This window comes from Nocardioidaceae bacterium (genome assembly GCA_018672315.1).
Taxonomy (GTDB): Bacteria; Actinomycetota; Actinomycetes; order Propionibacteriales; family Nocardioidaceae; genus TYQ2.
This window is the reverse complement of the sequence record CP076053.1, coordinates 1974918-1996422: the sequence shown is the minus strand read 5'-3', so window position 1 is coordinate 1996422 and position 21505 is coordinate 1974918. Positions and strand designations below refer to the sequence as shown.

Here is a 21505-nt window from a genome sequence, read left to right as displayed (position 1 = left end):
CCGAGGAGCAGACATGCAGGACGACCCGCGCCGCCAGGCCCGCCGGATGCTGCTGGCGACGATGCTCCGCAAGGTGCGCGACGACCGCTACCCCTCCTCGACGCAGATGGACATGATCGAGGACCTGCTCGAGCCCGACGACGTCCCCCTCTACGCCGAGATCCTGCTCGAGCACGTCGCCGACGAGCGCTTCCCGAGCGTCCCGATGATGCAGCGGCTGCAGCGGGTCACCGCCTGAGGCGTACGCGCCACTGACGCTGCCCGCCGGACGCTGTCCGCCGGACGCTGCCCCGTCACCTAGTCCGGCGGCGGCAGCAGCGTGCCCAGGGGTCCCAGGTCGAGGTTGAGGTCCTCGGCCTCCAGACCGAACTGGTCCTTGAGCTGCTCCATCGCGTCCTCGAGGTGCATCAGCCCCGTGCCCAGCTCCTCGATCTGCTCCTCGGTGAGGTCATCGCTGTCGACGCGGCGCAGCGCCTGCTTCTCCATGAGCTGGCGTACGAGCTCGATGATGGTGAGCACGAGCTTCATCAGGTCGCGCTGCACGGACTCGGCGTCGGTCTCGAGCCGCCGCTTGAACTCGCTCACGGTCGCTCCCCTCTCTCCCCTGGCTTCTCGACGTCCGGCGAGACCTGCCACAGCGGCCCGTCGGTGGACCCGCGGGAGAGCTCCGAGCGCACCGAGGTGATGAGGGCGTGCAGCCGCACCTCCACCAGGTCGACACCGGCCAGGGAGATGACCAGGTCGCCGGACAGCACCACGCCGGCTCCGAGGAGCCGGTCCAGCAGGTCGACCAGGGCGATCTGCCGCCCGCCGTCGGACGGTGTCGCCATCCCGTTGGCGGCGGTCACGTGCCGTCCAGCGTGACGAAGGAGTACGGCGGCCACGGCCCCGCCACGCTCACCTCGTCGGCGCCGGACTCCCCCGCGCGGTCCTGCACGGCCTTCAGCGCCTCGGCGAACCCGTTGCTGCTCTCCCGGCGTACGAGGTAGGCCGCATTGAGGGTCATCACCCCGTCGAGCGCGGACAGGCGCGGGTCCTGCGGCGCCAGCCTGCGCGAGGCGGCGGCCTCGGCCGCGAGAGCGTCGTGGACGGCGACGGCGAAGTCCGCGGCCGCCTGCTCGGCTCTGACCCGGTGGGCGGCGGCCTCGCGCTTGCGGCGCAGGTAGTCCGCCCCCGACGCCGGCCGGCTCTCCGCGCTGCTCGCCGCGGTCCCGGTCGACGAGGCGCGACGCAGCACCTTCACGCTGAACTCGTCGCAGCCCTCGACGGCGTCCAGCGCCGCCCCGAGCCGTGCACCGTCGGCGAGGAGCCGGTCGCGTACGCCGTCGTCGTCGTGGAAGATCGTCGCCAGGCTCAGCGGGGCCACGACCGCGGCGCCGTGGGCGGCGCGTACGACGTCGTCGTGGGCGCGCGCGACCTGCTCGACCCAGCGCAGGTCCTCCAGGTGGCGGCGCAGCGGCTCCTCGTCGAACTCCTCCAGCGGCACGTCGCTGACCAGCGCCTGCAGCTCACCGCGGGTGACGACCTCGACGGGGGCGCCGTGGATGCCGGTCGTGCCGGCGAGCGCTCCCTCGGCGGCACCTCGGGTGACGGCGTACGCGTAGCGGGCGGTGGCGGCCTCAGTCATCCTCACCCTCGCCCTCGCCCTTGCCCTCACCCTCACCCTCATCCGAGGACGGCCCGAGGCGCCGCTCCAACGCGGCGAGGCGCTCGCGCAGCTGCCGGTTCTCCTCCGCGACGTCCTCCGCGCCGGCCGAGAGCATCGGGTCACGACGCCACCAGTCGATGCCCATCTCCGCGGCCTTGTCGACCGAGGCGACGAGCAGCCGGATCTTGATGGTCAGCAGCTCGATGTCGAGCAGGTTCACGCGGATGTCGCCAGCGATGACGACGCCCTTGTCGAGCACGCGCTCGAGCACGTCGGCGAGGTTCGCCGGTCCTCCGCCTCCGCTGCGGTCGAGCTCGCTGCTGCGGCGTGGGGACATCTCACTCATCGCGACTCCCCGGAGACCTGGCCGCGGCCGAAGCGACGCGTACGCCGGTAGCCCATCAGCTCACCGTCGCCATCGACCTCGACCTCGTAGGTGGCGAGCACGTCGGTGGAGGTGGGCGTACGCCGCAGCTCGACGACGTCGATCTCGACGACCCAGCCGTCCTCGCTGCGCTCGACACCCACCACGCCCTCGATCTCGCGGCCGGTGAGCCCGGCGAGCTCGTCGACGGCCGTGCGGGCCACGGCACCGGCGCCGAGGCGGCGTCCGGACTCGGAGCCCTTGTCGGAAGTCTTGTCTGAGGTCTTGTCAGAGGTCTTGCCTGATGCCATCGTCATCTCCGCCTTCGGCGTCGGTCGTGGGCAGTGGTGAGCCGCTCGACGAGCTCGTCCTCGAGGTCGTCGGCCTCGTCGTCGGTGAGGGTGCCGGCCTGCCGGGCGGCGTCGACGGCCTCGAGCTCGCGGCGGATGCGGGCGGGGTCGTACAGCTCGTCCTCCGCGACCCTCATCACCTGCTCGGCGACGAGGACCGTGCCGCGCAGGGGCGCGGCGGGCAGCAGCAGCAGCTCCTTCATCAGGCCCACGTGTCACCACCGACGAACTCGTACGGCGCCATGGGTCCGGTCAGCTGCAGGCGGATGCGCGGGTGCAGGGCGGCGGCGAGCTCCTCGAGCCCGCCCTCGAAGTCCCCGCGCGCGGTGTTCTCGACGAGCACGAACACGTCGAGCACGTGGTCGATCTCGCCGCGCTCGTGCTCGGCACGGTCGACGACGAGAGGCTCGATCGCGTCGAGCACGCGAGCCCGGTCCTCGGCCCGGTGACGGCCGAGCGCGACCGAGACGAGCTCGCCGAGGCGTACGCGGTCGCCGTGGCCCACCTCCGGCGGCAGGTCCTGGGTGGCCTCGCGGAGCGCCGCGATGCGGGGGTCCTCGGTGACGATCTCGCGGAGCACGCGCTCCTCGTCGTAGAGAGCGCGGACGCGGAACTGGCGGCGTCCCTGCACCCGGTCGAGCTCGGCGGCCCACCGGTCGCGCTCCTCGCGCAGCACGGCGCGTACGTCCTGCTCACCCTCCAGCACCGTGCCGAAGCGGGCGGGCACCACGGCGCCGGCCGCGGCGAGCGCGTCGAGCACGGACCGGTGGCGGCGCGCCTGCCGCGAGGGGCGGACGGGCTCGTCGCCGTGTGATGAGACCACGGCGGCGAGACCGTCCTCCTCCACGACCGTGACGTCGAGGTCGGCCAGGGACGAGTGGTCCTCGCCCGCGCGGACGACGCCGTAGAAGTGGACCGGGTGGTCCCCGGCCGCCTGGGCTGTCTCGGACCCGGTGGCGGTCACGACTTCCTGCGGCTGCGCGAGCTCGAGGACGTCTCCTTCTCCTCCTCGTCGTCCTCGTCCTCGTCGTCGCTGTCGGAGCTGGTCAGGGCGTTCTTCGCGCCCTCGACGGCGCCGCCGATCTTGCCGCGGGCACCCTTCTGCTGGAGGCTCTCGACGGCGTCGGTGAGGCTCTCGCCGCCCTGCTCGTTGAGGTTCAGCCGGCTGGTCGCCTCGGCGAAGCGCAGGTAGGTGTCGACGCTGGCGATGACGATGCGGGCGTCGATGGTGAGCAGCTCGATGCCGACCAGCGAGACGCGTACGTAGGCGTCGATGACGATGCCCTTGTCGAGGATGACCTCGACGACGTCGGCGAGGCCGCTCGGCGCGGGACGCTCCAGGTAGCCGCCTGACTGACGACTGGTGGTGACTGTCATGCCGTTCCTCCTGCTGTCGGTGCGTGCGGCGGTCCGGACGGATCTGCCGGTCGTGCTCGACCCGGTGGTCGACTAGGTGCCGAGCTCCTCGGCGAGGTGCGCGACGGGGTCGTCGGAGTCGTTCTCGCGCGACAGCTCGGCCGGTCCCGGGTCCTCGTCGGCGAACGCTGCGGCGACGGGGTCCTCGGCGGCATCGGACTCGCTCGCATCGCCCGAGGAGTCGCTCGCGTCACTGGACATCTGGACCGTCGGATCCGCCGCGCTCTCGCTGCCTCGGTCCTGGTCGGGAGCCGCCTCATCGGCGTCCCTCGGCAGGTCGGGATCGACGCGTCGCCCGACCTCGGCGGCCACCCGACGTACGGGACGCGCAACCGGGTTGTCCCAGACCAGAGAGGTCGCGCGTACGCCCCGGGTCGCCACCCCTCGGGCGGCGGATGCGACAGCAGCGCTCACGCGAGCGGCGGCTGCTGCGCCGGCGCGGTCTGGTCGGAAGGCGATGACGACTCCTCTGTCGCGATCGATGGTCCCGAACCGTCTAGCCGTCCAGCCGTCATCACAAACCGGCAACAGGTCGCGAGAGGAGGCGTAGGCGTGGAGAGGGCTAGCCCTCCCCGCCCTGAGGGTGGTCGGGCCTCACTGTTCGTGCCGCCCGTGGGGGTGGTGCGCAGGTCCCCGCAGTCGTGATCGCCGACCACACGGGCCGAGGCACGAGCTGGCCCGTTTCGCACCGTTCGCGGTCATTGCGACACCGTGTCGCATCACGGTCCGATGTCCTAGGTGTGTCGTGACTTCCGGCCCTGTGATCCGGACTAAGCCGGACGTACGATTGACCCAGCAGCCGCCGCTCGCGTCATCCGGGTGTTCCTAGTCAGTCGCACGAGGACGCGGGCGGCGGCTCTTTCTGTGCTCAGGCGTCCGCACCAGCGCGCGACGCCTCGCGCCGACGCGGCGACCCGCGGTGGTACGTCGCCGCGTGCGGGCACACCGATCCGTGGCGCAGACGGCAGCGGAGTCGTCGGTAGTAGAACTTGGCCTTCATGATCCCGACGGTATGTAGAAGCCGGTCTGGACGGCAGGGCCGAAAGTCACATCTGCGCCGATTGTCACGTGAGTCTCACCTGGTCGACACACAGCGGCGACCGCCCAGCCACCGACCAGCCGCCGCGCCGCCCATCAATGCCGATCGACTCACTGCACTATGGGAGCATCGGGCGCATGTCTGAGGCTCCACCCGTCCCCCAGCACTGCCCGTCCCCGCGCGAGCTGGACGACCTCGAGCTGATCCTCAACGGCGCCCTGGGCCTCGACGGCTTCGAGGGTCCCAGCGGGTCGGTCACGCTCACCGTCCCCGCGGACGTCGCCGGGCAGGTCAACGCCGTTGGCGCGATCGAGCTCGTCGACCCCGAGGGCCTCCCGTTGGCGCACGTCGACGTCACCGCCACGCACCTGACCGACGCCGGCCCGGCCGGCGGCGTGCTGGTCGAGGGCCCGGCCACCAAGCGGGCGAAGGCGGCGTACGGACCCTTCCGGCGCCTCTACCTGACCCCCGGCCAGACGACGGGCCAGTACGCCGGTCGCACCATCGTCCCCGTTGCCGGCGCCCTGACCGAGAGCGACCTCGCCACCATCTGCCGCGAACGCTCCGACAAGGGCGTGCTGCTGCTCGCCCTCGCCGGCCACGGCACCCCCGAGGGCCTCTCCCCCGTCGGCCTGATCCGCGCGACGCGCACCGCTGCTGACCTGCTGGCCCGCGACGGCGTCACCGTCGACGTCGTCGTCGCTCCCCTGGCTTCGCGCGGTCCCGGACACCCCGAGGCCGACCGCATGCTCGGCGAGCGGGTCGTCGACGCGTACGCCGAAGGGCCCGTGCTCGCGGTGCCCGGCCGCGGCGCGCTGCCCGACGCGATCGCCGACGTCGTGGACGCCGATGCCCCCGCCCCCGGCGAGCAGGGCCTTGTCGTGTTCTTCACGGGCCTCAGCGGCTCGGGAAAGTCCACGATCGCCCGGGCGCTGCTCGACCACGTGCTCGAGCGCGGCGAGCGCACCGTGACCTCGCTGGACGGCGACGTCGTGCGCCGCAACCTCTCGGCCGGACTGACGTTCTCCAAGGCCGACCGCGAGACCAACATCCGCCGCATCGGGTGGGTGGCCGCGGAGATCGCGCGCCACCACGGGCTCGCGATCGTCTCGCCGATCGCGCCCTTCGCGGAGACCCGCGAGGCCGTACGCCAGATGGTCACCGAGGCCGGCGGCGCGTTCGTGTTGATCCACGTGGCGACGCCGCTGGAGGAGTGCGAGCGGCGGGACCGCAAGGGCCTGTACGCCAAGGCGCGACGCGGGGAGATCCCTGAGTTCACGGGCATCTCCAGCCCGTACGAGGAGCCGGACGCCCCCACCCTGCGTCTGGACACCACCGACCGCACCATCGAGGACTGCCTCGACGAGGTGCTCACCGTGCTGCGCCGAGAAGGGCACCTGAGCTGATGGACATCTCCGAGCTGTTGACCCAGGCCTCCCTGGGCATCGTGATCGCCGGGTTCCTCGTCGGCATCGTCGTCGGGCTGACCGGCATGGGCGGCGGCGCGCTGATGACCCCGGCGCTGATCTTCCTCGGCGTCGGCGACGCCGCCACTGTTGTGACGGCCGACCTCACCGCCGCGGCGGTGAGCAAGTCCGGCGGCGCGATCGTGCACGCCCGCCAGGGCTCCCCGAACCTGCAGATCGCCAAGTGGCTGATGCTCGGGTCGATCCCGATGGCGCTGATCGGACCGTTCCTCGTGCGCGCCCTGACCGACGACACCGACGCGGTCAACACCGTGCTGCAGTACGCCATCGGCTTCGCGCTTTTCTTCGCCGCCGGCACCTACGCCCTGCGGCTCTACATCAACCTGCGCCGCGTACGCCGCGGCAACCCCGACACCGACGAGAACCCGCCCGTCCGCCCCATCCCCACCCTGCTCGTCGGGATGCTCGGCGGACTGCTCGTCGGCATCACCAGCGTCGGCTCCGGGTCAGTCATCATGATCGCGCTGCTCACGCTCTACCCCGGCCTCAACGCCGTGCGGCTCGTCGGCACCGACCTCGTGCAGGCCGTGCCGCTCGTGCTGGCCGCGGCGATCAGCAACATCTACCTCACCGGACTCGACTTCGGCGTGCTCATCCCGCTGCTCATCGGATCGATCCCCGGCACCCTGCTCGGCGCGAAGATCGCCCCCAAGGTGCCCCAGTCGATCATCCGCCGCGGCATCGTCGTCGTGCTGACCGCCTCCGGCGTCGCCCTGCTCGGCAAGGCAGGCTTCCCGCCCCTGGTCGACGAGGCCGGGGACTTCGACCCCTTCATCGCCGCGTACGTCGGCATCGCCATGGTCATCCTCGTGCCGCTCGTGTGGGGGTTCATCCGCAAGAGCGAGGGGCTGCCCATGATGGGCGCGCCGTATGTCTATGAGCTCGAGAACGACCAGTGGCACAAGAAACGAGCCCGGTCGCACCACTGAGGCACCGTGGCGTTGGAGCGGCGCTACTTCGCGGTGACGGCGTGCCCTTGGCCGTCCTCGGCCTGACGACCGTAGTCGTCCTCGAGCCGACAGATGTCGTCCTCGCCGGTGTACGCACCGTGCTGGACCTCGAGGATGACGAGCTCCTCGGCGTGGTTGTTCATGATGCGGTGAGCCTGGCCCGTGGCGACATCGATGGACTCACCGGGACCCGCGACGACTTCTTCGCCGTCGATCACCGCGGTGCAGATGCCGAAGATGATTACCCAGTGCTCTGACCGGTGCTTGTGCGTCTGGTAACTGAGCCGATGGCCGGAGTGCACATGGATGCGCTTGACCTTGTAGCCCTGTCCGTCGTCGATGACGTGCCAGGAGCCCCAGGGGCGGTCTTCCGAGTAGAGCGACATGAGGCGTTTTCCTTCGAGTTCGAGGGTCGGCAAGAACAGTGATCTACGGACGGCCGAGCGCGCGGTATGTCCAGCCCGCCCCGCGCCAACGATCGGCGTCGAGGCAGTTGCGTCCGTCCAGCACGGCAGGTCGAGCCACCAGCGTCTTAAGTGCATGCGGGTCGGCGTCGACGAACTGCGGCCATTCGGTCAGCACGAGCACGACCTCAGCGTCTTGGACGGCTTCCTCTGCGCTGTCGACGAACGTCAGGTCCGGCCACTTCGCCGCCGCATTGGCGTTCGCCTCCGGGTCGGTGACGACGACATCGGCGCCTTGAAGCTGAAGCTGGGCGGCGACACTGAGGGCGGGTGAGTCCCTGACATCGTCGCTGTGCGGCTTGAACGCGGCTCCGAGCACGGCGAGCCGACGCTTCGCGATGGAGCCCCCGCACATCTCTCGCGCCAGGTCGACCATGCGCACACGGCGCCGCATGTTGATGGCGTCTACCTCACGAAGGAACGTGAGCGTCTGGTCGGCGCCGAGCTCGCCTGCGCGCGCCATGAAAGCGCGGATGTCCTTGGGCAGGCATCCGCCGCCGAACCCGAGACCGGCGTTGAGAAACTTTCGTCCGATGCGGTCGTCGTGCCCGATGGCGTTAGCCAGCGCGACGACGTCTCCGCCGGAGACCTCACATAGCTCAGCCATGGCGTTGATAAAGGAGATCTTCGTGGCGAGGAACGAATTAGCGGCGACCTTCACCAGCTGGGCCGTCGCGTAGTCGGTCTCGATCTTGGGGGTCTCTCGCTCCAGCATCGTCGAGTAGACCTCGTCGAGTTTAGTCGCGGCGGTGGGACCGGCATCACCTTCGGGGAGGCCGTAGACCAGTCGATCGGGTCGCAGTGTGTCGTTCACGGCATGACCTTCTCGCAGGAACTCGGGGTTCCAGATCAAGGTGGCCTCTGGATTCGACACATGGATCTGCCCGAGCAGGCGCTCGGCGGTGCCGACGGGCACAGTCGACTTGCCGACGACCACGTCGCCGGCACGCAGCAGAGGGCCGATGGCCTCCACCGCAGCGTCGACGTACTGCATGTCTGCTGCGTTCTCGCCCTTACGCTGGGGAGTGCCGACGCAGACGAAGTGGATGTCGCAGCCCTTTGCCTCGGCGGCGTCGGTCGTGAACGCTAGGCGCCCTGTAGCCTGAGCCTCAAGCAAGAGTTCCGGTAGACCGGGCTCGAAGAACGGCGCCTCCCCTCTACTGAGGGCTTCCACATGAGCCGGCAGAACATCGACGCCGACGACCTCGTGGCCGAGGCTCGCCATGGACGCTGCATGCACGGCACCGAGGTAGCCGCAGCCGAACACCGAGATTCGCATGTGGCGAGAGTAAGCGAACCCAGGCCCGACGTGCTGAGACCGTGGGCCATCCCACGGCTCAGGCGACGCTAGAGTGGCGCGCGGCAACCACCGAGGAGAGGCCGATCAGTTCCATGACGGACACCCACGCCGACTACCGGCTATCCCAGCTCGACCAGCTGGAGGCGGAGTCGATCTTCATCTTCCGCGAGGTCGCGGCCGAGTTCGAGAAGCCGGTGCTGATGTTCTCCGGCGGCAAGGACTCGATCTGCATGCTCGAGCTCGCGCGTAAGGCCTTCTATCCCGCGAAGATCCCGTTCCCGGTCCTGCAGGTGGACACGGGATACGACTTCCCGGAGGTGCTGGCCTGCCGCGACCGCTGGGTCGACCGATTGGGCCTGAACCTGCACATCGCCTCCGTCGAGCAGGCGATCGCCGACGGCATCGTCGTCGACGACGGCAAGACGCCGCGCAACCGGCTCCAGATCGGCACCCTGCTCAACGCCATCGAGACCCAGGGCTACACCGCTGCCTTCGGCGGTGGCCGGCGCGACGAGGAGAAGGCCCGGGCCAAGGAGCGGGTCTACTCACACCGTGACGACTTCGGCCAGTGGGACCCGAAGAATCAACGACCCGAACTGTGGAACCTCTACAACGGCCGCCTGCACGAGGGTGAGCACATGCGTATCTTCCCGCTGAGCAACTGGACCGAGCTCGACATCTGGGACTACATCGCCCGCGAGGAGATCGACATCCCGGAGATCTACTTTGCCCACCAGCGCACCGTCTTCCAGCGCAGCGGCATGTGGCTCTCGGTCAGTGAGTACCTCCAGCCGAAGGAGGGCGAGGAGCCCGTCACCAAGACGATGCGCTTCCGCACCGTCGGCGACATGACCCTCACTGGTTGTGTCGAGTCCGACGCCGACACCTACGACAAGATCCGCGACGAGGTCGCGGTCGCCACGATCACCGAGCGCGGCGCGACCCGCGGTGACGACAAGTTCTCCGAGTCCGCCATGGAGGACCGGAAGAAGGAAGGCTACTTCTAATGGACCTCCTCCGCTTCGCCACCGCCGGCTCCGTCGACGACGGCAAGTCCACCCTCATCGGTCGGCTTCTCATCGACTCCAAGGCCGTCATGGCCGACCAGCTCGAGTCCGTGGAGACCTCATCGAAGGCCAAGGGCTTCGACTACACCGATCTCTCCCTACTGACCGACGGACTGCGCTCCGAGCGCGAGCAGGGCATCACGATCGACGTCGCATACCGCTACTTTGCGACCCCCAAGCGCAAGTTCATCATCGCGGACACCCCCGGCCACGTGCAGTACACGCGCAACATGGTCACCGGCGCCTCCACCGCCGACCTTGGCTTGGTGCTCGTCGACGCGCGTCAGGGCCTCACCGAGCAGTCGCGTCGCCACGCGGTGCTGCTGAGCCTGCTGCGCGTGCCGCACCTGGTGCTTGCCGTAAACAAGATGGATCTCGTCGGCTACTCCGAGGATTCCTACCGCAAGATCGCGGACGAGTTCACCCAGTTCGCCACCAAGCTGTCGATCCCAGACCTTGAGATCATCCCGATCTCGGCATTGAAGGGCGACAACGTCGTCAACCGCAGTGAGAACATGGACTGGTACCAGGGCACCTCGCTCCTGCACCACCTCGAGAACGTGCACGTCGCCTCAGACCGTGAGCTGATTGATTCGCGCTTTCCCGTGCAGTACGTCATCCGTCCGCACAGCGACGAGTATCACGACTATCGCGGCTACGCAGGCCAAGTGGCCGGCGGCGTGATGAAGCCCGGTGACGAAGTGCAGGTGCTGCCGAGCGGCATGACCAGCACGATCAGCAAGATAGAGCTCGACGGCAAAGAGATCAGCGAGGCGTTCCCGCCCATGTCGGTCACTGTCAGCCTCGCTGACGACGTCGACGTCTCTCGCGGCGACATGATCTGCCGAGAGAAGAATGCCCCGACGCCGACGCAAGACATTGACGCCATGGTCTGCTGGATGCACAAGGACGCTATGAAGGTGCGCGACAAGCTCGCGATCAAGCACACAACGCGCACGGGCCGCGCACTCATCAAGAACCTGCAGTACCGCCTAGACGTCAACAGCCTTCACCGCGACCAGGATGCAAACAATCTCGGCCTGAACGAGATCGGACGGGTGCAGCTTCGGACGACTGCGCCACTGCTCGCAGACGAGTACGCCAAGAATCGAACCACGGGCTCCTTCATCCTGATTAATGAAGCCACAGGAGTAACGGTCGGCGCCGGAATGATTTTGTAGCGAACGCCTTCTTCGTAATTGGAACGTAATCAGTAGCAAAGATCTGACACAAGGAGAGCCGCATGAAGGCAGTAGTAACAGGCGCGGCAGGCTTTATTGGTAGTGCGCTTTGCCATCGACTACTGCACCTCGGGTGGGACGTCCAAGGGATAGATAACTTCGCGGATTACTACAACCCCGAACTCAAGCGCAGCCGAATTCAGGAACTTTCGACGCTAGAACACTTTGACTTCAGTGATGTAGACGTCAGTCGACTTACCGAGAAAGACCTGACATCGGGGGTGACACACATCTTCCATCTGGCGGGCCAGCCGGGCGTCAGACTCTCCTGGGGAAAGTCATTCCTCCCGTACGTCAACGACAACATCAGGGCTACGCAGAATCTCCTCGAACTAGCCATGTCTCTGCCTCAACTTCAAAGATTCGTGAATTCATCTAGTTCCTCTGTCTACGGTGAGCGAGCCTCTTTCCCAGCGCTAGAGACAGATTACACAGCGCCCCACAGCCCCTATGGAGTGACAAAACTAGCCGCCGAACACTTAGCATCGCTTTATGGCTCGAACTTTCAGTTGCCTACCGTTTCTCTCCGATACTTTACGGTCTACGGACCTGGACAAAGGCCCGACATGGCATTTTCTAGGTTTGTACGCGCCGCACTTTATGGTGAAACCATAGATATTTACGGATCCGGGAAACAAGTTCGTGACTTCACTTATGTTGATGATGCGGTCGAGGCGAACATACTGGCTGCAACTCGAGAGAACGTCGAAGCTGGGTCAGTATTCAATATCTGCGGCGCGACTTCCATCTCAGTCAACGACACCCTCGACATCATCGCCGCCATCACGGGAGAAACACTTCGCGTTAACCGCGTCGATCCTGTCCCCGGTGATGTAAGCCGAACTGGGGGTAGTAACAGCAGAGCTCAGGACATGCTTCTCTGGTCTCCCCAGATAGGCATAGAGCTCGGTTTGCGCCAACAGATCGAAGCCGCGCGGCGCTCGTGTTGACGTCCTCGCGACAACCGGGCAGTCGTTCCGTCGAAACACTCTTCGTCTCGTCGTCGGAACAGATGTGGGGCGGAGAACATAGTCTCCTGGCTCTCGCCGAAGAAATTACGCCACATCAAATTGATCCGCTCTTGTTGACCTGCAATCAGCGACTTGCGGACATGTGGCGTAACCGCGTGGGTCGCGAAGCGCGCATCTATCGTCGCCCCACAGGTCACTTGCGCATGAATTTGATCTTATTGCTGCAACTGCTCACGCATCGGCGAGCCAATACAATAGTCGCGTTCGACTTGTTCGTGCTGCCGGCCCTCGTTCTAAACAAACTATTGAGGCCTACATCAAATCAGGTCCTCATTATCGATCTGCATGACGCACCCCACCCCTCTCAAAGACTTGGAAAGATTGTTCGCCTGAGTCGATTTTGCGACCTATCTATATGTGTCAGCGAGTTCGTCGCCATGAACATCTCTCATTCGAGGAGTCGAACCGTCGTCTATCGCCCGATACCCCTGCCTGCCGCAAGGCCACTTTTCCATTCTCACGAGTGCCTCACCATAGGCGTGCTCGGTCGAATCGACCCTGAGAAGCGCATTGAGGACGCGATCCGAGGGGTGGCCGCTGCGAGCGAAGCCCACACTCTGGTTGTTCGCGGCACGCCTTCATACGGTGACTCAGGGTATTACAGGCAGGTCCTTGAAATGGGCGAAAGTCTCTTAGGAGATAGGTTCAAAATTCAGTCTCGCGTTCCCAGCGATAGAGTTTTTGATGGGATAGACGCTGTTATCGTCTGCAATCCTCGTGAACCTTCAGGCAGGATTGTGGCCGAGGCTCAGGCCGCTGGCGTCCCGGTGATCGTGCCTGACGAAGGTGGCGCTGCGGAGTTTGTCACAAATGGGGAAGACGGTCTCAAATACATCTCAGGCGACGTTATTAGCTTAGCCGAGACTCTCAAATTTATGACGTCTGAGTCAACGCGGATTCAGCTATCCTCCAGAGGCCGAGAGAAGGCTAGATCGGATTACGACCCGGCAGCACAAGCAAAAAAGTACGCCGACCAGATCCTTGGCGCAGTCAGACGGTCAGAACAATGACGAATAGCGAGAGCGTCGTATTTCCTGCCGTCACTGTACCTTTTGGTGGCCTGAAGGTTAGCTTAACAAACCTTCAAGAGTGTCAAACCGCGTTCAACGACCTCAATCTGATTCGGCGGTCACCTCCCCAGTTGGTGGTCACACCCAATATTGCGCACTTCCATCAAGCGCGACGAAGCCCAGATCTTCGCGCCGCATATGCTCGTGCCGACCTCGCCACTCCAGACGGGTGGCCGGTTGTGCTCGCGATGCAGCTGTTGCATCGAGATAGATGCGCTCGCCGAGCAGTATCACGGACGACGGGTGCCGACATGATCTACCGGTTACCGCGCGGTGCTCGCGTTCTGGTAGTCGGCGGCAAGAAAGATGCAGCGCATCTTGCAGCACGACACCTCAGTATGGCCATCGGTGTAGAAGCTCTACCTTCTGAGCCGGCTCCCCGCGAGGAACTCGTGGATAGACAGCGAGTGGCTGCTCTGTGCGAACGGGTTGCAGACGCGAGGCCCGACTTCATAATCGTTGGACTGGGCGTGCCACAACAAGAGCGCTTCGCCTTGCGGTTATTGCCCGCAATCGAGCATGGTGTGGTTCTCCTCGTCGGGGCATCAGTCGAATTTGCAGCCGGCTACGATCGTCGTGCTCCCAAAATCTTTCGTCACCTCGGCTTAGAGTGGCTCTTCCGTCTTGTTCGCGCGCCGCGACGCCTAGTGGGCCGCTACGCCCGCTCGGCGCCTTACTTTCTTTTGCTAGTATTTCGAGGATTGATACGGGGGTCCGGGTGACAGTCTCTGTGCTTCTCGATTGTCGTTCCGTAACTCTGCAGAGAACTACGGGTTGGGAGCGCTACGCACGAAACCTCCGACTGGCGGTTGAACAGATGGACTCGGTCACTTGTTTCTCGGCTTCTGCGTCCTCCGTTGCGCAGCGCTTGAAGAGCGACTTGTGGTCACTCCCCCTCGCTGCGCGTGATTACGATGCCGTCCATTATCCGACCTATCCTCCGATCATCGATCGTCCACAACGACGGCGCTGCGTGACAATACATGATTTGACATGGTGGAAGTTTCCCGAAACTGCGTCAAGGCTAGGCCTCCGCTACTATAAGCCGCGCGTTGAGGCGGCCATTAGACGCGAAGACCGGTTGGTTACAGTATCTCGAACCATGCAAGCGGAAGTGGCCGACTTCTTTCACTGCGATGTAGAACTCGTTCGGAATAGCGTCTTAATCGACAGTGTCCAGCCTGAACCGGTTCAGACGGCCCGGCCGTTCTTTCTGACCGTGGGAACACTTGAGCCGCGTAAAAATCTTTCGTCGCTAGTGAAAGCCTATGACGAGTCGGGGCTTTCCAAAGAGATTGATCTTGTGGTCGTGGGCAGAAAAGCGTGGGATGGCCCTCCGCCCGTAGGAGTAGTCTGGATGCATGGTCTGTCTGATGGACAACTCCGGTGGATGTTCGAATCAGCTCTTGCTTTTTTTTCGGCGTCGCTCTACGAGGGATTCGGTCTCCCAGTTGCTGAAGCTGCCGCGCTGGGAGTGCCGGCTTTCGTGTCTAACATTCCCGCTTACCGCGAGGTCGGCGGAGAGATCGTGAAGGCGTTCTTTGAGCCGCAAGACACAGCGACCATGGTCGACTGTCTTCGCTCTGCGGCCAGCGAGGGGCCGCAGAGACTGCCAAAAGTCAACAATTACTCGATCTGGCACATGAGGCAGGACTTCCAAGCACTTCACACCACTGTCTCATGAAACTCATCAGCAATGCGCCTGGCGTCAATAATGAGAGCGCACCTGACGGAGCCTATGCGGGAGATAGGCCCCCTAAACTTCTCATTGTATCCGTCGCGCTGGTTCCTCTCGACGCCTTGGGCGTGGATGTGGCGGGTCAGCAGATTCGGCTATACATGCTGTTCGCCGCAGCGGGCATTTTTCTTCACTGGATGAAGATCTTCCGAGGCGGCCGCTCGAACGTGTCGCGCCAACCAGTGATCTGGCTAGGTCTCTTGACAATAATGAGTCTGGCCAGTGCCGGTTGGTCCGAGGCGCGCGACGTCACGCTAGTAGTTGCGTTCGGCCAAATTTTTCTATTCGTCTGGATGCTAGTCACAATCTCTTGCTTTGCAGACCTCAAACGCGCTCGGCTTCCGTACCTCGCTCTATTGACGGGTCTACAGATCTCCGTCTCGATCAGCTGCATGCAAGTTCTCCTCTCCCTAGGAGGTTACGACTTCGGTGTCTGGCGAAACGTAGGTATCCCGTGGGCAAGACCCACTGGACTCACTGCCGAGCCGGTTTGGGCCGCTTTGAATGCATCAATCTTATTTTTGATGATGTCTTTTAGTAGTCAACATCTCCGGCGCCGCAGAGTTTGGGTGCTGTTGAGCTTATTTGTTTTAGTCATGACGTTTTCACGAGCCGCTATCGTGGCGACCCTCGTCGCTTACTTTGCCGCGATGCTTTTCTCTTTTTTCACATCCAAAAATGAGGAGCAGTTTCGTAGGAACATTGCGCGCCTCCTGTTGGCAACCGTGACACTCTTCTCTGCCATAGTCGTTGCCTATCCCTTCGTGCCAGAGTCGATCAAATCTCGTTTCGCCTTGATCCTGCAATTGTCGAACCCATCTTCACTGGCGGATGGGGGGTCGTATGCCTCTCGTAACGGCATCCAACGCTACGTTTTTGACAATTGGTCGGACAGTGCTTGGGTCGGTCACGGCGTCGGTAGTCTTGAGCCGGTGTCGCAAGACCCGTCCGTTCGACAACTCTATGCTGGGGGCGGCGAACTTAACTCAGGCGCTGGCTCCACAAACTTTTTCTTCACGCATCTGTATGATTTGGGCCTGATCGGCCTAGCATTCAGCATTTTGTTCGCACTTTCGCTGTTCGTCGCCGCGGTTGCGCTTCGCGGTGCTGGAACAGTCCCTTTTGCCATCACAATGAGTCTGGTGGTCCAATTCTCCGCCAGCAATGGCTTCCGTCTGGGCGTTGCGTGGATAGCAGTTGCGGTGGCTTTTAACCTGGCTCGCCACGATTATGCGGCCGGCCCCGACTCTCCTAACGTACTGACGAAGCATTCTGTCCGCTAGGCCTGACTATGAGGGCCGTCCTTACGCGTGGTTTTAGAGTACTCGTTGTCGTTGTTTCCAGCTTGCCGGGCTTCGCGCTTGCGCCGGCTTTGCTGCTAGTAGATCGACCGTCGGTTTCAGACCAGTTTTTCCTTCTGCTGTCGGCCGCTCAGCTTGGTGCTGCAATAACCGCGCATCCGTACGAGGGGCTTACCCTCGCTAACCTTTCGTTCCACATCGGTAGGTTCGGGGACTTCTCCAGCGACTTCTACAAAAGGTCGTTGCGTATCTCGCTGGTGCTCGGCTCTGTTGTGGCCCTGCCCACGGCTGCAATCGCGGCAGTCGTGCATTTATCCCTATACGACGCCACCTTCACGGCGTCTCTTGCGTTCGGTTCGACGCTCCTTCTAACAGTACCGGTCGTAGCTTGCGTCGCTAGTAGCTACGGCGCTGTACTAATTGCGTCGGAAGCGTACAATGTAGTGCTGTTCTCGAATTTTTTTCGAGGGGTATTTTCCGTAGCCGTTGCATTGCTAGTCCCCTCATATGTCGCGCTGTGTGGCGCCTACTTAGCTGGCGAAGTTGTGCGACTCTTTTTTCTTCTCGGTGCGAGCAGGCGACTGCACGTTGGCAAGAGTTTAGATGCAGTGCCTATGTTCATCGAGCTTCACAGCCTGCCCTCCCAAGTAGCTAGCGGTCTTATCGGACAGAGCCCGTTCACCTTAATTCGATCTCTACTGGCCCTAGGTCCACCTGGCCTGGTGTCGATCGGCGAGTTTGCGCTCCGCATCTTCATAGCTGTAAACCAGGTTGTCAGTGCCGCCGTCACGATGCCTTCCGTGGGGCGATTCCCGAAGATGGTGGCTCAAACTTTTGGAGGCAGTATTTCGTCGTTGTTTCGGGAAGAGCGTCGGAAATTGTTTTGGGAGTCGGCTGCGTGGACCTGCCTCGCTATGACAGCACTCTGGGTAACTTTGCTTTTCTCACCAGACGGCCTTCCGGATAACCTGAGGCGGGGCTCTGTTCTCGGGCTCTTCGCCCTTCTTGCGGTGCCGGTCAATAGCCTAGTTTTCTGGCAATCGCGGATTACTCTTTTTGCCGGATGGACACGAGGGCTTATAGTCGTTCCCTCGGTCTTTCTCATTGGCACAGCTGCTGCAGGCTTCTTTCTTCTCGCCTACAACGATGCAGCAGTCGTCCTGTCTTTCGTGTTTGGTCAGATTCTTGCAGTCGTCGCCAGCAGCGTCGCCGTGTCGCGCTTTGCGTTGCTGCAGATTCGGGTTAAACATCCCGAGTTGTTGCCGTAGACGCCAATGGAGACCGCGGGCCTCTACTAGTGTCGCATTCCTGATTTCCGCAGTCGGCGATTGGGGCCTGCCGCTGCGAAAGCGGCGCTTTCCCGATCGTGCCAAGATATGCCGCGAAAGTGCCGACTGTTCGAAAGACTTGCGAGTTTTGCGTCTCTAGCTCCTTTGACGACGAAGCAAGAGACAGTGGTACTCGCACACGAGTCCAGAGCTTGCCATCTATTTGCTCCGCCCGACCTTCCGGTATGCGTCAAAGGAGTACTGACAGCAGATCTCGGGCGACCTGCGACGCATCGACGGCGCCCCCTCGCACGAGACCAGTTGGGCGGCGTTTGCGAGGAGAAGTGGGTAGGCAGGACCTACCTCGACATCAGCCAGTTGTGGCGCGACGCCTAGCTGCAGTCACGCCGTTCTTCGACTACGACCCCTGGATCCGCAAGGTGCTGTGCTCGACGAACGCGATCGAGTCGCTGAACTCGCTTCCGCCGAGCGGCGAACGCCCGCCGGCACTTCCCGACCGAGGCGGCCACTATGGAGTGCCTTTCACATGGCGACAAGGACTACGGACCCTAGGGGCGCCGGTGGGACACGATGGACCGTGCGCTGAGAGAATGCCTCAACGCGTTGGCGATCACCTTTGCCGACCGCATGCCAGCCAACGACTGACCACTGCACGACCATGATGGTGCCTGCTGCTCACACCGAAGATGGGACAGTCCAAGGTGCGGCTGGTGATCTCCGATCAACACGCCCGCCTCGTTGTTGCGCTGAGCCGGTCGTGTCAGGGTGCCCGGTGCCGCCGGAGCAGACTTTCGATGAGTTCGCGTCCGCTTTCCCACGCTCAAGTCGCTACTGGACGCTGCGAAGCCCGAGTTGCGGCCCTCCACCGCCGCCTAATGGGAGCACAGCCGCACGACCTGATCGACCAAGTTCATCGAGCGGGCCTAGAAGACGATAGAGCGTCACACACCCGTAATGAATATTCCCTTCTCTGGAACTAGGCGCTGCGCTGCGACTTGTCGGGGCGGGACTGCCGCCGCTGTCTTCCGAGAGGGCGCCCCGACCGAGGTCGCCGCCCTAGGCGATACTGCGGAGGTCGTCACCATCCACGGCGGCGGGAGGGCACCAACGATCATCCCAGGACCCACTACCCAGCGCGTCTTTTTCACGGCTGTCGCGTCATCAACGTCCTACGCGGACTTGAAACCGGTCCGCCCGCGTGACGGGAGAGTATGTCGCGGCGCGGCGGCTGTGCTCAGGCTACGGATGCCTCCTCTTTAGGCACGCGATCCTGCTAGCGCATCGCGAGTCTACGTGAAAGAATTCTCGGTATGAGAGCAAACGAGCGGCCAGAGGTTGGGCAGCCGATCGATTTAGGCGCTAGCGGCGTCTACAAACGACTCGCTGCCTTCGAGCGGCATTGGGATCTTTCCGGAGGCGCACTTCTCGACCTCGGCTGCGGCAATGGGGCCTACACCGTCGAGCTGGCCAAGCGATACAACCACGTGGATGCGGTCGATCCGACGGCCGAGCACCTCGAGTTGTTCCGACGATCCATGCCCGAAAAGTCGCGAGAGAAGATCACACTCCACGAGGGCGTCGGCGAGAGTCTTCCATTCCCGGACGATCACTTCGATGCGGTGACGTGCATCGAGGTCCTTGAACACGTTTCAGACGTCGGAGCGACCGTTCGCGAGGTTCTGCGTGTCCTTCGGCCGGGCGGAGTCTTTCTCGTTACCGTTCCCAATAGAGGCTTTCCCTTCGAGACTCACATGGTGCACGTCGCAGGTAAGAGGTTTCCCGGCCGCAGGCTCCCCGGTCTACCTTGGGTCCCACCGCTGCATAGGAAGTGGGCTCAAGCGCGAATTTACACGGCGCGGACGTTGAGGCGCGAGGTCTTGTCGGAGGGCTTCATCGAGATCGGAATAGATTTCGTTATGCCCCCGTTCGATCGCTGGAAGAATGGCCGTCGGTATATCAAGCCAGTAGTTGATCGTCTAGAGCAGACGCGAGTCCGGCGGCTCGGTGTTTCCGTAGCCGGAATCTTCCAGAAGCCCCGCCTGTCGCATTGAATTTCGTGTCGAAGCATGCCTGAGAAGGGACGCTTTATTTGCGCCGTTTCTCAGGCTGGCTCATGAGCTAGAATGTTTGGTTTGTATTCAACAGTAACTCGATGGCAGCATCATGAAGCTGCGGGCAAAGACTTTCGGAGAATTTGTCCTTTCTAGCGCCGCCCTACGCGGCCCTTCCTCGCGGGATTAACAGCGTTTGGTAGGTCAAGCCATGTCCCCCACTCTTTGTCAGTTTCTGGCGGGCAAAAAGGTACGAAACCCGCGAAATGGTAGAATGTCAACTCGCCGAAATAGACTCTACCGTCGATTTCGTACAAATCAACTCTTATGTGCGGATGGCCGGCGGACAACTTCTCAGATATCATCAGCATCTGGTCAAATGCCAGCGGCTTTGGCGGCGCAGTCTGCGATCTCGGATAGGCTTGCCTTATATCGAGCGAATTGAAGTCCCGGTCGAAGTAATCAAACTTTGTATCTCCAGACAATCGGTCTGACGCAACGAACATCGCTTTGACTTCTCCATCGAAACAAAAGAACTTGTAGTCGCGCAGTTGCCCCTGTCGGCTATCCTCCAGGAACGGTTCCGCGATTATACGAGGCTCGACGTCCATATATTCTGGCTCCCGTGCAACGCGGTAGAAATCCTGACGCAAAGCCGCGGCCATCCTGCGTCGAATCGCCTTCACATCCGCTTCATTCTTCTCTCGGACAGCAATCACTCCACCCGAGTCATGGGTGCACTTAAGAACAAACGAACTTGGTAGCATCTGAAAATCTATATCGGCCGCAGACGCGAACACGGCCAACGTCGGAATCACATGTTCTTGCCCTACGATACGTGCGACCTTCTCCTTGACGGCGTATTTGTCGACCCAAGTAGCTCTTCCCGGGGGTCGATAATTCAACTTCAGCCACTGAAGTTTCTCATTGTAAGTCTCTGGCTTCTCCAGATCAGGCATCTTTCCGAACCTTCTGAAATAGTGGAGCCGGATATAATTCTCATCCGAGAGATACTGGAGTACGCGATTCAGAGATCGGAAGCGCTTCTGAGAGGCCATGCATCGTCCTTTGCTCTTCGTGACCAACAAGATAGGTGGTGGCCGCAGCAGCACACTCTACGGAATCAGATCCGACATAGAAGGTTCCAAGCTCTCACGATGGAGGTCATCACGCCAGGTTGGCGTTCGGGCGAAGCTCAACCGTAGGGACTTCGACCACGAAGCTCGCCGATGACGAAACCTCGACGCTCGATCCTCGCAATGGGCCGCTCGCTGGACAACGAAGATCAGCTTTTTGGTGCCAACAAGGAGGGGGCAGGTGGCGGTGCAACTCGCCGATCCCGGTGCACAGGGGGAGGCCGCTGGAAGATCCGTACGAGGTCGACTCCTCATGACCTCCCCACCGACGGGTCGGGAAGACCGCGAGGCGTCGGGACTGATCGGTGCGGCCGTCTCTTAAGAGCAGCCGCGTGGTCTCCCCCGGTTAAGTCGCCGGACGGATCGCCAGCAGCGCAGCGTCGGTTGTGCCTCCCGTGCGGCCGGAGTCTACTCAGGCAACGGCCGCGCTGGGCCCCGGGAGGCGACGAGGTGCTCGTCCAGCACACGACCTCCACAAGCAGGGGACGCGGCAAGCACGACCGCTGGCGCGTTTCAGCCTTTCGGACGAGAGCACACCACCCGACGTACGGGAACTTGTCGTA

Annotated in this window: 24 protein-coding genes; 12 read left to right on the top strand and 12 right to left on the bottom strand. The window is 63.1% G+C overall.

All coding sequences use genetic code 11. The features are described from left to right. The first annotated feature begins 13 nt into the window (after window positions 1-13). The gene (locus KLP28_09595) at window positions 14-238 is read left to right on the top strand and encodes a hypothetical protein (protein ID QWC83888.1); all 225 of its coding nucleotides are present in this window, start codon (window positions 14-16) and stop codon (window positions 236-238) included. 59 nt (window positions 239-297) lie between these two features. Here the strand turns inward: KLP28_09595 and KLP28_09590 are convergent, their stop codons facing one another. From KLP28_09590 to KLP28_09550, 9 genes are all read right to left on the bottom strand, one after another. Further along, window positions 298-585, bottom strand: coding sequence for a gas vesicle protein K (locus KLP28_09590; protein QWC83887.1), 288 nt, complete (start codon window positions 583-585; stop codon window positions 298-300). Then, the gene (locus KLP28_09585; protein QWC83886.1) at window positions 582-848 is read right to left on the bottom strand and encodes a gas vesicle protein; all 267 of its coding nucleotides are present in this window, start codon (window positions 846-848) and stop codon (window positions 582-584) included. Before KLP28_09585 ends, KLP28_09590 begins: the two co-directional genes overlap by 4 nt. Beyond that, window positions 845-1627 (bottom strand): GvpL/GvpF family gas vesicle protein, encoded by a 783-nt coding sequence (locus KLP28_09580; GenBank protein ID QWC83885.1) that lies wholly within the window; start codon window positions 1625-1627, stop codon window positions 845-847. Before KLP28_09580 ends, KLP28_09585 begins: the two co-directional genes overlap by 4 nt. Then, a complete protein-coding gene (locus KLP28_09575) occupies window positions 1620-1985 on the bottom strand; it encodes a gas vesicle protein (GenBank protein ID QWC86905.1) in 366 nt (121 codons plus the stop codon). Before KLP28_09575 ends, KLP28_09580 begins: the two co-directional genes overlap by 8 nt. 5 nt (window positions 1986-1990) lie before the next feature. Continuing rightward, window positions 1991-2323, bottom strand: a complete 333-nt coding sequence (locus KLP28_09570; GenBank protein ID QWC83884.1) for a gas vesicle protein — start codon at window positions 2321-2323, stop codon at window positions 1991-1993. A gap of 2 nt (window positions 2324-2325) precedes the next feature. Beyond that, window positions 2326-2574: a gas vesicle protein GvpG gene (locus KLP28_09565; protein QWC83883.1), complete on the bottom strand. Its 249-nt coding sequence runs from the start codon at window positions 2572-2574 to the stop codon at window positions 2326-2328. Beyond that, window positions 2565-3326: a GvpL/GvpF family gas vesicle protein gene (locus KLP28_09560; protein QWC83882.1), complete on the bottom strand. Its 762-nt coding sequence runs from the start codon at window positions 3324-3326 to the stop codon at window positions 2565-2567. Before KLP28_09560 ends, KLP28_09565 begins: the two co-directional genes overlap by 10 nt. Further along, window positions 3323-3739, bottom strand: a complete 417-nt coding sequence (locus KLP28_09555; protein ID QWC83881.1) for a gas vesicle protein — start codon at window positions 3737-3739, stop codon at window positions 3323-3325. The genes KLP28_09560 and KLP28_09555 overlap by 4 nt, the downstream gene beginning before the upstream one ends. Window positions 3740-3811: 72 nt before the next feature. Continuing rightward, window positions 3812-4192 (bottom strand): hypothetical protein, encoded by a 381-nt coding sequence (locus tag KLP28_09550; protein ID QWC83880.1) that lies wholly within the window; start codon window positions 4190-4192, stop codon window positions 3812-3814. 762 nt (window positions 4193-4954) lie between these two features. On the opposite strand from KLP28_09550, the gene cysC reads away from it, so the two are divergent. Both cysC and KLP28_09540 read left to right on the top strand, forming a co-directional pair. Next, window positions 4955-6223: an adenylyl-sulfate kinase gene (cysC, locus tag KLP28_09545; protein ID QWC83879.1), complete on the top strand. Its 1269-nt coding sequence runs from the start codon at window positions 4955-4957 to the stop codon at window positions 6221-6223. A 5-nt stretch (window positions 6224-6228) separates the two neighbouring features. Continuing rightward, window positions 6229-7233 carry a sulfite exporter TauE/SafE family protein gene (locus KLP28_09540; GenBank protein QWC86904.1) on the top strand — a complete coding sequence of 335 codons (1005 nt, stop codon included), beginning with the start codon at window positions 6229-6231 and terminating at the stop codon, window positions 7231-7233. 23 nt (window positions 7234-7256) lie between these two features. On the opposite strand, the gene KLP28_09535 is transcribed toward KLP28_09540, so the two are convergent. Continuing rightward, on the bottom strand, window positions 7257-7640 hold the full coding sequence (locus tag KLP28_09535; GenBank protein ID QWC83878.1) for a phosphomannose isomerase type II C-terminal cupin domain: 384 nt from the start codon (window positions 7638-7640) through the stop codon (window positions 7257-7259). A 43-nt stretch (window positions 7641-7683) separates the two neighbouring features. After that, on the bottom strand, window positions 7684-8997 hold the full coding sequence (locus KLP28_09530; GenBank protein QWC83877.1) for a UDP-glucose/GDP-mannose dehydrogenase family protein: 1314 nt from the start codon (window positions 8995-8997) through the stop codon (window positions 7684-7686). A 113-nt stretch (window positions 8998-9110) separates the two neighbouring features. Here KLP28_09530 and cysD point away from each other — a divergent pair, with 113 nt between their 5' ends. From cysD to KLP28_09485, 9 genes are all read left to right on the top strand, one after another. Beyond that, window positions 9111-10025, top strand: a complete 915-nt coding sequence (gene cysD / locus KLP28_09525) for a sulfate adenylyltransferase subunit CysD (protein QWC83876.1) — start codon at window positions 9111-9113, stop codon at window positions 10023-10025. Then, window positions 10025-11266, top strand: coding sequence for a 50S ribosome-binding GTPase (locus tag KLP28_09520; GenBank protein ID QWC83875.1), 1242 nt, complete (start codon window positions 10025-10027; stop codon window positions 11264-11266). Before cysD ends, KLP28_09520 begins: the two co-directional genes overlap by 1 nt. A gap of 62 nt (window positions 11267-11328) precedes the next feature. Beyond that, complete coding sequence (locus KLP28_09515; GenBank protein ID QWC83874.1) at window positions 11329-12276, top strand: NAD-dependent epimerase/dehydratase family protein; 948 nt, start codon at window positions 11329-11331, stop codon at window positions 12274-12276. A gap of 560 nt (window positions 12277-12836) precedes the next feature. Further along, window positions 12837-13367, top strand: coding sequence for a glycosyltransferase family 4 protein (locus tag KLP28_09510; protein ID QWC83873.1), 531 nt, complete (start codon window positions 12837-12839; stop codon window positions 13365-13367). Further along, complete coding sequence (locus tag KLP28_09505; protein ID QWC83872.1) at window positions 13364-14149, top strand: WecB/TagA/CpsF family glycosyltransferase; 786 nt, start codon at window positions 13364-13366, stop codon at window positions 14147-14149. The genes KLP28_09510 and KLP28_09505 overlap by 4 nt, the downstream gene beginning before the upstream one ends. Before the next feature lie 380 nt (window positions 14150-14529). Beyond that, window positions 14530-15111, top strand: a complete 582-nt coding sequence (locus tag KLP28_09500; GenBank protein QWC83871.1) for a glycosyltransferase — start codon at window positions 14530-14532, stop codon at window positions 15109-15111. Then, complete coding sequence (locus KLP28_09495; protein QWC83870.1) at window positions 15108-16448, top strand: O-antigen ligase family protein; 1341 nt, start codon at window positions 15108-15110, stop codon at window positions 16446-16448. Before KLP28_09500 ends, KLP28_09495 begins: the two co-directional genes overlap by 4 nt. A gap of 8 nt (window positions 16449-16456) precedes the next feature. Next, window positions 16457-17734: a hypothetical protein gene (locus KLP28_09490; GenBank protein ID QWC83869.1), complete on the top strand. Its 1278-nt coding sequence runs from the start codon at window positions 16457-16459 to the stop codon at window positions 17732-17734. 1331 nt (window positions 17735-19065) lie between these two features. Then, complete coding sequence (locus KLP28_09485; GenBank protein QWC83868.1) at window positions 19066-19806, top strand: class I SAM-dependent methyltransferase; 741 nt, start codon at window positions 19066-19068, stop codon at window positions 19804-19806. A gap of 152 nt (window positions 19807-19958) precedes the next feature. Here KLP28_09485 and KLP28_09480 read toward each other — a convergent pair whose 3' ends face one another. Continuing rightward, on the bottom strand, window positions 19959-20765 hold the full coding sequence (locus KLP28_09480) for a hypothetical protein (GenBank protein ID QWC83867.1): 807 nt from the start codon (window positions 20763-20765) through the stop codon (window positions 19959-19961). Window positions 20766-21505 lie beyond the last annotated feature (740 nt).